This window comes from Moorella thermoacetica (assembly GCF_001267405.1).
Taxonomy (GTDB): domain Bacteria; phylum Bacillota; class DSM-521; order Neomoorellales; family Neomoorellaceae; genus Neomoorella; species Neomoorella thermoacetica.
In genome coordinates, this window is record NZ_CP012369.1 from 1,087,473 (window position 1) to 1,099,762 (window position 12,290).

The 12,290-nt window shown below is 54.4% G+C and carries 13 protein-coding genes, 2 tRNA genes and 1 riboswitch; of the genes, 1 reads left to right on the plus strand and 14 read right to left on the minus strand.

The window, feature by feature from the left end; genetic code table 11:
* Positions 1 to 81: 81 nt before the first annotated feature.
* The 9 genes from MOTHE_RS05465 to MOTHE_RS05505 all read right to left on the minus strand — a co-directional run bounded on the left by MOTHE_RS05465 (position 82) and on the right by MOTHE_RS05505 (position 5,675).
* Entirely contained in the window at positions 82 to 1,764 is a 1,683-nt protein-coding gene (locus tag MOTHE_RS05465; RefSeq protein WP_011392674.1) for a fibronectin type III domain-containing protein, read from the minus strand.
* 254 nt (positions 1,765 to 2,018) lie between these two features.
* Positions 2,019 to 2,094 (minus strand) — tRNA-Lys (locus tag MOTHE_RS05470).
* Between the two features lie 5 nt (positions 2,095 to 2,099).
* Positions 2,100 to 2,176, minus strand: a tRNA-Arg gene (locus tag MOTHE_RS05475).
* 110 nt (positions 2,177 to 2,286) lie between these two features.
* Positions 2,287 to 2,565 carry a hypothetical protein gene (locus tag MOTHE_RS05480; protein WP_011392675.1) on the minus strand — a complete coding sequence of 93 codons (279 nt, stop codon included), beginning with the start codon at positions 2,563 to 2,565 and terminating at the stop codon, positions 2,287 to 2,289.
* Between the two features lie 5 nt (positions 2,566 to 2,570).
* On the minus strand, positions 2,571 to 2,894 hold the full coding sequence (locus MOTHE_RS05485) for an efflux RND transporter periplasmic adaptor subunit (RefSeq protein WP_011392676.1): 324 nt from the start codon (positions 2,892 to 2,894) through the stop codon (positions 2,571 to 2,573).
* 8 nt (positions 2,895 to 2,902) lie between these two features.
* Positions 2,903 to 3,568 carry an ABC-2 transporter permease gene (locus MOTHE_RS05490; RefSeq protein ID WP_162490055.1) on the minus strand — a complete coding sequence of 222 codons (666 nt, stop codon included), beginning with the start codon at positions 3,566 to 3,568 and terminating at the stop codon, positions 2,903 to 2,905.
* A gap of 9 nt (positions 3,569 to 3,577) precedes the next feature.
* The gene (locus tag MOTHE_RS05495; protein ID WP_011392678.1) at positions 3,578 to 4,486 is read right to left on the minus strand and encodes an ABC transporter ATP-binding protein; all 909 of its coding nucleotides are present in this window, start codon (positions 4,484 to 4,486) and stop codon (positions 3,578 to 3,580) included.
* Positions 4,487 to 4,603: 117 nt separating this feature from the next.
* Positions 4,604 to 4,993 (minus strand): GntR family transcriptional regulator, encoded by a 390-nt coding sequence (locus MOTHE_RS05500; RefSeq protein ID WP_011392679.1) that lies wholly within the window; start codon positions 4,991 to 4,993, stop codon positions 4,604 to 4,606.
* 118 nt (positions 4,994 to 5,111) lie between these two features.
* A complete protein-coding gene (locus tag MOTHE_RS05505; protein WP_011392680.1) occupies positions 5,112 to 5,675 on the minus strand; it encodes a Uma2 family endonuclease in 564 nt (187 codons plus the stop codon).
* 235 nt (positions 5,676 to 5,910) lie between these two features.
* Between MOTHE_RS05505 and MOTHE_RS05510 the strand changes: the two genes are divergently transcribed.
* Complete coding sequence (locus MOTHE_RS05510) at positions 5,911 to 6,696, plus strand: SPL family radical SAM protein (protein ID WP_053094760.1); 786 nt, start codon at positions 5,911 to 5,913, stop codon at positions 6,694 to 6,696.
* 266 nt (positions 6,697 to 6,962) lie between these two features.
* Here MOTHE_RS05510 and asrC read toward each other — a convergent pair whose 3' ends face one another.
* The 5 genes from asrC to MOTHE_RS05535 all read right to left on the minus strand — a co-directional run bounded on the left by asrC (position 6,963) and on the right by MOTHE_RS05535 (position 11,778).
* On the minus strand, positions 6,963 to 7,946 hold the full coding sequence (gene asrC, locus MOTHE_RS05515) for a sulfite reductase subunit C (RefSeq protein WP_011392682.1): 984 nt from the start codon (positions 7,944 to 7,946) through the stop codon (positions 6,963 to 6,965).
* 14 nt (positions 7,947 to 7,960) lie between these two features.
* A complete protein-coding gene (asrB, locus tag MOTHE_RS05520; protein WP_011392683.1) occupies positions 7,961 to 8,761 on the minus strand; it encodes an anaerobic sulfite reductase subunit AsrB in 801 nt (266 codons plus the stop codon).
* Positions 8,758 to 9,780: an anaerobic sulfite reductase subunit AsrA gene (gene asrA, locus MOTHE_RS05525; protein WP_011392684.1), complete on the minus strand. Its 1,023-nt coding sequence runs from the start codon at positions 9,778 to 9,780 to the stop codon at positions 8,758 to 8,760. Before asrA ends, asrB begins: the two co-directional genes overlap by 4 nt.
* 454 nt (positions 9,781 to 10,234) lie before the next feature.
* Positions 10,235 to 11,020, minus strand: a complete 786-nt coding sequence (locus MOTHE_RS05530; RefSeq protein ID WP_011392685.1) for an ABC transporter permease — start codon at positions 11,018 to 11,020, stop codon at positions 10,235 to 10,237.
* A 128-nt stretch (positions 11,021 to 11,148) separates the two neighbouring features.
* Positions 11,149 to 11,778, minus strand: a complete 630-nt coding sequence (locus MOTHE_RS05535; RefSeq protein WP_053094761.1) for an ATP-binding cassette domain-containing protein — start codon at positions 11,776 to 11,778, stop codon at positions 11,149 to 11,151.
* 308 nt (positions 11,779 to 12,086) lie between these two features.
* Positions 12,087 to 12,190: riboswitch (SAM riboswitch) on the minus strand.
* Positions 12,191 to 12,290: the final 100 nt, after the last annotated feature.

Sequence of the window (12,290 nt, forward strand, 5' to 3'; positions counted from 1 at the left end):
TGTCTTCAGGATAACACCTGGCGGCGGAAAATGCAAGAAAAAATTTTAAAAAAGACCGGGCTTGCATTAGACATGGCAATCTTATTTGGTAAACATCAGCATATTGGTGGCGGCATCATACTTGTAGCTGAAACCAAAGAATTCCTCCAGGTCGGCAGCCGGTATAAAAAGAGTATTTTTGTCCATCAGGCTACTGCCGGGCAGGTTTACTTCCTGGCCGTTGATGGTGGCCCGGGCGCTCTTGCTGGCCATTTGCACCTTGTCTTTACCATAAACGATGGTTACGCTGCCGTCATCATACCAGGCCACATTGCCGCCCAGGAACTGCATAAAGGCCCTTACGGGGATATACCACTGGCCATTGACCTGCTTGGGGGTTACCGGCAGCAGGGGCTGCTGGAGCATGTTACCGAAGATCACCAACCTGGTGGAGTTATATTTAGGCGGGACAATAGTCTGGGGCGTATCCAGCCCGCTGGCTTTATCGATGGTGTAGGTATCGATGGGGGTGCCATCTTGCTTCATAGCCCTGAGGGTCAATTTATCCCCATTCAATTCAGCTACAATATAGTTGGGTTGATCTTGAGGGTCGTAGAAGAAGGCGTCCCATACCTTGGCCGACAGGTCGGGGTAATACTTATTACCGCTTCTACCGGTGAGATAGTAGATGGTGCCTTTAGCCGGGCTGCTGACAAACTTATCGCCGGCTATGGGGTAGGTCCGCGCGACGGCATGGTCGTGGCCGTTAAAAACTACGTCAACGTGGTATTTATCGAAGAGGGGCTGGAAGGCGGCTTTAATATCTTCGTTGGTACGGGTAGCCTTATTATAATAAGGTGTTTTATGGAAGAAGACCAGTTTCCAGGGCTTATTGGTATTCTGAAGGTCTTTTTCCAGCCAGGCCTTTTGGGCCGCCAGAATATCCCCGGCCACACCCTTTTCTTCTTCTTCCTGGCTGTCGAGCATTACAATATGGGCGTTCCCATAATCAAAGGAATAAGCCTGGCCTTTCAGGCCCTCCGGGCCGTTCTGGGGCAGTTTGAACTGGGTAGTCCAAAAAATCGGTTTAGTTGAATGGCCATCAGGCGGGTTGTAAGTCTCGTGGTTGCCCTGGGTGGCCATGGCCGGGATGGTATCAATAACACCTTTGGCGGCCTCGAACCATTTATTCCAGTGGACATAATTCTGTCCCTGTTCGACCAGGTCGCCGACATTGACAAAGAATTTAGCGTCGGTGTTAGTTTTGAAGGCGTTCTGGATGGTATCGTGCCAGGGTTTATATTCCGGATTTAGGGGGTCGCCGCTCTGGCTGTCGCCAAAGATAAGGAATTTGAAAGAGTGAGTGTTGCTGGCTTCTGTGGTGAAGGTGTGGATGTCGCTCCAGTTGGTGCCGTCGCCAACCCTATAGATATACTCGGTGCCGGGTTCGAGGCCGGTAAGGGTGGCGGTATGGATGTTCATATCCCCCAGATCGGAGGTAAACTTCTGCACTGTAGCTTCTACGGTAGCGGCTTTGCCGGGGAAAGAGGCCTTATCCGCGGCTTTGGCATACTGGACAAGCCCCCTGGCTATAGTAATGTTAGTTCTCCAGGTAATGGTCTGGGTTGTCAGGGGATCTTGGGTCCAGGTGAGGGTAATATGATCCGGTTGGGCCGAAGCACCTAGATCATACTGGGGGGTGCCAGCGGCAGAGGAAGCAGCCGGGGCCGCCAGCATAGTCACGGCTATAACTACAGCCAGGAAGAGGGCAGCAAACTTCTTCATAATACCATCACTCCTTCTTTTTTGGTATATTCAGCATAGCACTTTATTCTTAAGTTCTGTTTATTCTTCTGTAAAAAGAATGTAAAATTGGCGTAAAATTTATGTAAAACCTGGTTTTTAAGGTTGGGAAGGTAAGGGTAACCGGAGTATAAAATAAAAAGGGCCGAACTTCCCGGCCTCTTTGTTGCTGTATTTTTTTAGTAAAGGGATATAAAATAAAGGTTTCGAGTTATCCCCGAAACCCTTGCAAACACTGGTGCGCCAGGCAGGCTTCGAACCCGCGACCCGCTGATTAAGAGTCAGCTGCTCTACCAGCTGAGCTACTGGCGCATAGATGGCGCGCCCGGCAGGATTCGAACCTGCGACCTCCGGACTCGGATTCCGTTACTCTATCCACCTGAGCTACGGGCGCTCACCAATTGCAAGTGATATTATAGTACAGAACGCAATGGAAGTCAACAATTTGTGGGCTCTATAATAAAAAGTATGGGATAGCATGGGTAGAGATGGAAGGACAGGGTCTTATTTGCTGCCTATCAGGAGCAGGCACCGGATGCCCAGGTAAAAAGCGGTAGTTGCAGCCATAATACCAAAAACTAATCCCAGCCAGCCAATACCGGCAGCCAGTCCCAGGGCCACCTGGACATTCTTGTAGGTCATGTAAGCGCTCAGGCTTAGAATAAAGATCTTCAGGACCAGCAGGCCACGTAACGTTACCACACGCACTGCCTCGGCCGCTGCCGGCTGGATCTTTTTTCTTTCCTTCTCCGGCGCACTTATAATCCGGCGGGGGTCGTCCATGGCGGCTATCCAGAGGGAAATGCCGGTAAGCAGGAGATATATGGCATCCCCCAGCCGTCAACAATACGGTAAACATAACGCTGACCCTTTCCTTCCTGGACGGCTTCAAAGGGGACGGTCAGGGCCCGGGGCTTGCTGGCGGTAGTAACCTTTAAGTCGACGCTGTAACCGGGTTTGAGCAGGGGCGCCGGCCCGGCCAGGGCGATAACGGCCTCCACCGTCGTCTCCGAACTCTGCTGGGACTGCCGGGTCACCGCCGCCGGGGCCACCAGGGCTACTTTTCCCGTGTAGGTCGTGCCCCAGAAGGCGCGGCCGGTGATGGCCACCATCTGTCCGGCTAACGAATCTCCCGGCGGACAAAGGCCCGCCGGGCCAGGACCAGGAAAAAGACAAAGCAGGCCACTGTCAGCAAGGCCAGGAGTACCCCGGCTGCTACCAGAGATAAAGGAAACGGCCCCATAGAACCCATGTAGAGCTTTTGCCAGAGGGTGACGATGGTAAACCTTTGCCAGAGGGTGACGATGCCAAACCAAAAGGCAAACCAGGTGATAAAGGAGGCGATCCTGGCAGCCTGCATACCGAAACGGAAGAATAGCCACAGGGTCGGACTGTAAACAATAGTAATAATAGCCAGGGAAGAGATAATGCTCCAAATGACCTCCGGACCGGTAATTGTTTTTAAGCCAGTGACACTAATAAAGGCTACTATAACCAGTCCACAGACTTCGCCCAGAAGACCCCCCAGGACCAGTTGCATAAATTTGGCATCTACTATTTCCCTGGCCGGGACGGGTAGGAGCCGTAAGAAGCTGAGGCTATTGTTTTTATCCTCGATTGACAGGGAACTGAGGACCAGGAGATAGGCGGTGATCCCGCTGCTAATGGTCAGGACCGCCGCCGCTCCGCCACGGAAGCCGAAAAAGTAGCTAAAAAATAGCAGAACTAAAACCCACCAGGCCTGCCGCCGTAAGAGATAATAATCCTTCGTTACTAATCCCCACATAATTATCATCTAAGCCTCCTCTGCCTTCTGCCACTCGTTACCAGTCAGGATAAGCATAATCTCTTCCAGGCCCAAAGGCCGGCGGGTAACCTCGTCTGCCGCTAAAAGCCGCAGTTCCTGCAGCAAGCGCGGGTTGTAAGCGTCGGTAACGGCCGCTACCTCCAGGCCGCTTTCTTTAACGTATGGCACCAGGCGCTGCACCTGCCGGAGCTGGCCGGCGTCTTTTAACCGGAAGGTAAGCTCCTGCCACTGCTCCAGGATGGTTTCCTTGTCGCCGGCCAGGGCTATCCGGCCACCTGCGATATAGGTCACCCGGTCGGCCACCTTCTCGATATCTTCGATGATATGGGAGGAAAAGAACACCCCCCGGGTCTCGTCCTGAATTACTTCCAGCAGTTCTTGGACCAGGGTATGACGTACCACCGGGTCCACCCCGGAGGTGGGTTCATCCAGGATTAAAACCTCGGGCCGGTGGGCCAGGGCCAGGGCTACCGCCAGCTTGGTACGGTTGCCCTTGGAGAGCTGCTTGACTGTTTTATTGCCGGGAACATGGAATTTTTCCAGCAGGGTGCGGAAAAAGGCGTCGTCCCAGGTGGGATAATAGCGGCCCAGGAAATTGCCCAGCCAGTAACCGGTGGCTTCTTCGTACAGCTGGTTATCCTCCGAGACATAACCCAGGCGGGACTTGATGGCTACCTCGTCCCGATCCCAGGTCCGCCCCAGCACCTCTACCCTGCCGCCGTCCGGCCGGATCAGGTTGGTGATAATACGGATGGTGGTAGTCTTCCCGGCGCCGTTGGGACCGACGAAGCCCAGGATACATCCCGGTGGTAATTCCAGGTTAATGTCCTGGAGCTGGAAACCGAGATACCCCTTGCTTACTCCCGACAGGCGGATAAGCGGTTGCGTTGCACTCAAATCAGGCACCTTCCCTTAATCGAATAGTCATTTTTGCTACTCACCCTGTCCTCCCACCGGGCTACCGGAGGGCCTCAGGGTGGTACGTGGTAATAGGAGCATTTGACTCTGCTGCCTTTACCCGGGTGGTTCCCCTCCCCATTCAAGGAGTTCCTCCAAGAGTGCCCGGAGCTCTTGATCCTGCATGCCTACCCGCCTGGCTTCCTGGATGGCGGCCTGGAGGTGTTCCTTTACCCGGGCCTGCTTCAGGGAGGCTACCATCTCTGGCCGGACCCCGGCTACAAAGGTCCCCAGGCCCGGGCGGGTAATAAGCAGGCCTTCCTTTTCCAGCTCCAGGTAGGCGCGTTTGGTGGTGATCATGCTGGTGGTCAACTCTTTAGCCAGCTCGCGGATAGAGGGCAACTGGCTGCCAGGGGGCAGTTCACCGGCCAAAATTTTGGCTCGTATCTGTTCCACTATTTGCTGATAGAGGGGAACCGGGTTCCGTGGTGAAATGGAAAATAGCATCTTTTTTACCTGCCCGCTTTATTCTAACCCTGTTATCTGTATAGCACCGTATATATTATATATATACATTATAGCTAAAAAAATAGCCCTGTCAAGGGGGGAACGGATAACTAGAAACTTAAAAGATACTTTCTACTTGCACTTCCAACCCGGCTATCACCCGCGACCTTACCGTCCCCTGCTGCTCCGCTTCCTGGTCCAGGACGAACTTTCCGTCCCGCAAACAAAAGACTTGCACCGATTTTTGCTGGGGATCGACAATCCAGTATTCCCTGACACCACTCTTTTCATAAACCTTATATTTACTGCGCAGGTCGTAATAGCCGGTACCGGGGGAAAGAATCTCCACCACTAAATCCGGGGCGCCCTTAATGCGCTTCTCTTCTATAATGTCCAGCCTCGAGCTGGCAATGAAAATAATGTCCGGCTGGTAGGTTTCTTCTTCATCCAGGTAGACATCAACCGGGGCATATAAGATAATCCCCAGCCCCTTTTCCAGGACAAAGCCTGCCATTTGTAATTCCAATTTCATGGATACCATCTGGTGATAGGGTGTCGGTGAAGGCGTCATTACCAGTTCCCCCCCGATTAACTGATAGGGCGACCCTTCCGGTAAGCGGCAATAATCCTCATAGGTATACCGTTGCCGGCCTGCAGCCAGTTCCGCCAGGGTAAGGCTCATCTCCTGCACCTCCTCATCTGGTAGTTGATTTTATTCCTGGTAGCTTTTTCTTTATTTTACTACGGTGGTTAGCAAACAGGCAAGGGATAAAGGGGCGTGGTGGCAGCGGTAGGTTTTATCCTGGGTCTGAATAGCAAGGACTTGGGGTCAGGCCTAGTATCTGGTATAATGAGGCCTTGAAAACGATGCAAACAATTCTAAGATGCCCACCCGGAATGGAGAAAGGTAGACCGTCGTGTTTAAAATATATGAGACCGCCTGTCGCAGCGCCCTCAACCGTTCCCGTATTCCAGGCATTGATTACTGTTTGAACCCTTACACCGGGTGCAGCCATAGGTGCATCTATTGTTACGCCAGTTGCATGGCACGCTTCAATGGCCATCAGGAAAAATGGGGTTCCTTCGTCCAAGTCAAGACGAATTTTATCGAAGTACTGGCGGCCCAGTTACGGCGGCCCAAAAAGGGAAAGGTTATGCTGGCCAGCGTTACCGATGCCTACCAGGCTATCGAAAGAAAATATGGCCTGACGCAAAGGTGTTTGGAATTATTAACCGCGAGTGGATTGGAAGTATCTATTCTTACCAAGTCCGACCTGGTCCTCAGAGATGCAGAGCTTTTAAAAGCAATGCCCGCCGAGGTCGGCTTTACTATTACTACCCTGGATGACAAACTGGCCCGGCTGTTGGAGCCCGGCGCGCCGCTTCCATCCCGGCGCCTGGCGGCCCTGGAAAAGCTGGCCAGGGCCGGCATCAGGACCTGGGTTTTTGTCGCCCCGGTGATACCCGGCCTGACGGATGCTCCTGAAGACCTGGCCGCCATAACAAAAGCGGCCACCAGGGCCGGCGCGCAGGAAGTAGACTTTGACCCGTTAAATTTTTACCCTGCAGCCGTATCTGGTATAAGAGAACTCATTTCCAGGTACTGGCCCCGGGCTAAGAGCGCTTTTGATCATGCTTGCCGCCACCCGGCTGCCTATCGGCAGCTGCTGAAAGAGATAATCAAGCATAGCAAATCCTGTTGATAGGCGCCGCAGCGCCTTTTTAAAACGTGGTATCGGCACGGATATCACCCCCTGTACTTGCGGAACCCCGGATGGTTTTCCATCCGAAGCCGGGGGTGTCAGGGGTATTTCCGGAGCCACCAGGGCCTCGCCCTGCAATTTTCCACGAAACTGACGACATGCCCACCGTCGCCGCCGCTCTGTATGCCGTTATTTAATAATTACCTCACCTATCTTCGGTTGCCAGTAGGTCTTGAAGTCATATCATGGTATAACTGGCACCCCAACTATTTGCTCCACAGCAAGTCGCGGTCGTAGCTGTAGCCGTAAAAGGGCAATTCCCGGGCCACCCGGCCTTTCGGACCCAGATCAACACCATCCAGGAGTTCATCCCTAAAGACCTGGTAGCCCGTGCGGTCGACGATATAGCCAACGTGCTCCTTGGGCAGGGAGCGATCAATGTGCCGCTCAATATAACGGTACAGGTTGGCGATTACCTGCAGGACGGCCTTTTCATCAATACATTCCAGGAAGTTGGCCGCCAGGCGCGGGCTCTTTTTCCCGGTGCGACCCAGGGCCACGATCCGGTAGTACTGGCGCCCCCTGGTCCAGGCCGCCATGGGACATTGCAGGATACACTCGCCGCAGCCCAGGCAGCGCTTGCCGTCGCGTTCCACCTGGTAATTGACCAGCTCCAGGGCGCCGACGATAAACTGGCGGCAGTTCTTGACACAAGCCTGGCAGGCGATACAGCGGCCGGGATCATACTCCGGCTCCACCTGGCCGATGATGCCGATGTCCTGGAGGTGGGCCTTGATGCAGTCGTTGGGGCAACCGGTAATGGCAATCTTGACGTGGTAGTGGTTGGGATAGATGAGACCTTCGATTTTTTGCGCCAGGGCCGTGGTGTCAAAGTTGGCAAAGGGGCAGACTCTGCTGCCAATGCAGGCCGTGACGTTCCGGGTGCCCGCCGCCGGGTAACCGGCATGGATATTCTCGATGGCCACTCCCAGGGCGGCCTCTTGTTGCAACATAGGTGCCAGCAGTTGGTTTACCTCCGGTACTTTGTCAAGGGGTATGCCGGGGATTTCAAAACCCTGGCGGGTAGTCAGATGAACGGTACCGTTGCCGTAGCGCCGGGCTATATCCTGGATTAAGCCTAAATATTCGGCCGCCAGGTGCCCGCCGGGCACCCGGAGACGCAGGGCCGTATAACCCCTGCGGCTGGTAATGCGGTAGGCGTTCTTGATCAATTCTTTCGTATTATACATGGCTCCCTCCTCCTTCAGTCGACCAGGTCCCGGGCCCGGCTATAGTTAAACACCGGCCCTTCCAGGCAAACGTATACGTCGTTGATCTTGCAGTGACCGCACTTGCCCAGGCCGCAGTGCATCCGCCGCTCTAGGGAGACCCAGATTTGCTCCGGTTTGATCTGGCATTTAATAAATTCGGCCACGGTAAATTTAATCATCAGAGGCGGCCCAACGACAATAATCCTGGCATCATTTTTCAGGGGGATTTCCTTAACGAATTCCGTTACCAGGCCCACCTTACCCGACCAGCCGGCCTGGCCCTGATCAACCGTGAGGATGGTGGGAAAAAGGCCTTGCCAGCGTTCAATATCCGTGCGGAACAGGATATCAGCCGGCGTTTTGAAGCCCAGGAGAAGGTTAAGGCCAGCCAGCTCTCCCGGGTGGCCCGCATAGTAGTTGATTAAGCCCTTCACCGGGGCTACCCCGGTACCACCGGCGGCAACCACCAACTGGTGCCCGGCAAATTCATCCCTAGGGAAGCCGCTGCCATAGGGCCCGCGGAGGTATACGGTATCTCCCGGTTTTAGTTGGTGTAAAGCAGTGGTTACCTTGCCCACCCGGCGGATAGTTAGCTCGATATAGCCCGGACCGGCGTCGCTGACGGATATAGGTGCCTCCCCAACCCCCGGCAAGGAAATCTCCACGAACTGCCCCCAGGCCGGTTCTATATCCGTGGCCAGCCGGAAGGTATAGTCCACGCCGGTCTGGGGCTGGATGGCTAACACCTGCGCAGATGCGGGAAGATAAGGATTGGCAATCTGGTTGGCAATCACGCCCCGGCACCTCCGTTCATTAACTGGCTTAAAGTATTGACACAGCGAGCGAAAGAGATGTATTCCGGGCAGACTTCTTCACAGCGGCCGCAGCCGACGCACATATTGATCCCAAACCGGCGGCGAAAGTCATCGATTTTATGCAAGACTTTGAAGCGCATGCGTTCGCCCCGGTCCTCACGTACTTTGTGGCCGCCAGCCATATCGGTAAAGCCGTCGATCTGACAACTCGCCCAGACCCGCCGGCGTTCCCCCCGTTCCGGGTTATCCCGATAAAATATATCCTGGACGGAAAAGCAGCTACAGGTTGGGCAGGAGAGGGTGCAACGGCCGCAGGCGATACAGCGGGAGCTATATTCCCGCCAAAGTTCGTGTTGAAAAAGGCTGGTATCTACCCGGTCCGGCACTTTAACGGTCAGGGAATTCTCCTGCACCCAAACCGGTTCTACATCAGCCGGCTGGCCGTAGCGCTCCCCCAGGGAAAGCCACGGCTCGGCCAGGGCCTGGAGCAGGTAATAACTGCCTTCCGGGCGCAGGGCCGCCTGGTGGCCGGTAGCCCTGTTCGTGCCCATAGAGACACAGAAACAACCGGGGAAGCTCTCCTGGCATTCCATCAGTACAAAATGGGTATGCTGGCGCCGCCGGGCATAATAATTGTCCGCTGCGGGCCCGTTTTCCAGGAAGATTTTATCCAGACGGGTAACGGCGTTGAGGTCGCAGGCGCGGATAAAAACCACAGTTTCCAATATTTCTGAGGCTTTCAGGGCGGACTCGGTTATTTCCCCATCGGAGAAATAAAAGAGGCTCTCTTTAATCGGAAAGAATACTTCCTTGGGCGAGAAAGTTGTCCTGGCATCCCAAACCACATCGGCCAGGCCCTTTACCGGGCCATAAGTAATTAGATCCGTACCGGCCAGGCGGCCTTTACCGGCGTAACGTACCGGCCCGAAAACCCGTCTGCTGGTAACCAGTTCGTCCAGCAGGGCCGCTAACCCCGCCGGCGTTAATTTGTACCCCATGTCTCACTCCCCCGAAAATATGGTGCTGTTTGAGCTGATTTTGTTCTGTTCCCATTGTAATCCAGAAGGTACCCATATAAAAATGATGTATATCACAAATCGTAAAAATAATCCTTGCCCGGCCGGAACTCCTTAAGTAAAATCATGAAAAGAAAAACAGGAGAAACCGCCAATGCCCGTTGATCACGACCGCCTGTTCAAGGAACTGCTGACCACACTTTTTCCGATCCCTGCAAGAGAAGTTGTCGGTAGAACTCCAACCCGAGGAGGTGCAAAGGGTCAGTGCATGCGGGTGGTAACCAGTTCATCCAGCAAGGCCGCCAACCCCGCAGGCGTTAATTTGTACCCCAGGTCTCACCTCCCCGAAATGGGATGTGTGAGGTGGTAGTCCATATCACGGACGGCGATGGTGCCCTCTCCCCTGCTGACGAATGAGGTATCAAACTGGAAATCGTCAGCGCTGGGACGGCGGTTTCAGCTGGTGGTTGGGCGTAAAGTAATAGCGGTAGGCCAGCAGGGTGGCGGTAATGGTAGTCAGGGCCGTAGCGGCGGCAACCATATAAGTGACGACGACCTGGTACCTGACAGCTGCCGCCGGGCTGGCACCGGCAATGATCTGACCGCTCATCATTCCTGGCAACTGGACAATACCCACCGTCATCATAGTGCTGATGGTCGGTAACATGGCCGCTCGCAGGGCCGAACGCAGGTAAGGCAGGACTGCCAGGTAGGCAGTCGCCCCCAGGGACAGGGCCGCCTCGATCTCCTCCCGGTGGGCATTGATCTCCCCTGTTAAACGGTTGATGGCCAGGGCGGCACCGATCATGGCGTTGCCAACAATCATCCCGGCGATAGGAATAATATATTGGGGCTGATACCAGGGTTTTACCTTTAAAACAATGCCAATGACAATGGCCAGGGTTATAATCCCGCCCAGTGCTATGGCCAAGAGCATAATGACGAATAACTCGGGCCAGCGCTCCTGTTGCCGGTGAAAGGCGTTGGCGGCAGCCACCAGTAACATGATACCTAAAGCCAGGACGACCAGGTACCAGCGATCTAGGTTAAAAATCACCTGCAGCAGGTAACCGACGGCCGTTAGCTGGATAAATGTTCTGAGGGTGCCGATAAATAGATCTCTGTGAAGGTCCAGGCGCTGCCACAAAGAAACAGCCAGGGTGATCCCTACCAGCATCAGGGCCAGACCTATATCACCAAGGCCGATATTGATATACTGCATCCTTATCCCTCCAACTCCCCGGACAGGAAGAGCCTGCTGCGGGGGTCCCGCGGAGCAGTAAAAAACTGTTGGGCCGGAGCTGTTTCGACTATTTCGCCGCGATGCATAAAAAGGACTTCGTCGGCAATTTAGCGGGCCTGGTCCAAGATGTGGGTAACCAAGATAATGGTTAGTCCTAAACGGGATTTCAGGTCGACCATCAGGTGCAGGATATTGGCCGCCGCCGTAGGGTCGAGGGCCGACGTCGGCTCATCGAGGAGCAGAACCTCCGGTTCGTTGGCAAGGGTACGGGCCAGGGAGACCCGCTGCTGCTGGCCGATGGAGAGGCTGTCCGCCCGGCGGTCCAGGAGTTCGGTACCCAGGCCCACCATCAGGATTAATTCCCCGGCCCTATCCCGGGACAGCGGTATGCCCCGCAGGCGAGGGCCATAGCTGATATTCTCCAGCACCGTGCCGGGAAAGAGGGTTGGTAGCTGCCGGACCATCCCAACCCTCCGGCGCAGGGTAAATATATTGAGGCTCTGCAAGTCCTGGCCGTCAAGGGTAATCCTGCCGGCAGCCGGGTCCTCCAAACGGTTTAGAAGCCTGAGGAGGCTGGATTTACCGGAACCTGAGGGCCCGAGAACGGCGGTGATTTTCTCTTTAAGAAAGAAAGTAGTTATCTTGTTCAGGATAATGGTGGTCGTTACCTCACCGGCGGCATTATGGCCGGGACGCTTCAGGGTTACATCCTCTAGCTCAAATTTTGCTTCACCCATTATATACTCCCCTCCACGGGGCAAAGTTCTCCTTTAAAAGAAAGTTTATGCCAAATCATATGATTATTGGTTGGCTTTCTGGGGACTGGGATGGCTCCAGGCTTCGGTGGTTCTCAGCTAGCAAACTTTAGACTCAGTTGCTTTTAGCGGCGGGGGTGGCTTGGCTTTATCTTTGCCTGTTCGTGGCAGAGACGTCAGCCCCCATGAGGGGCTCCCCCACCAATCATAACTACAGTTCAGGAGGTCTTTCGCCCCGGGGTAAAATAAAAACCCCTTCCCGGATTTTAAGAAGAGGTTGGACAAGAGTCAACTTATCTTCCAGGAGGTTTCCTGCGGCACTTGGCACCTTCCGGCTAAATAGCGGGGTTGCCGGGTTTCATCGGGGCCCTCCCTCCACCTCTCGCGATAAGCCGTGGGATGTTTTGCAGTTTTGTTAATAAATTAATACCACTACCTGGGTGATGGTGTCAAGATACCTTCGGCGTAAGTTATCCCTCCATCTCACGCTGAAG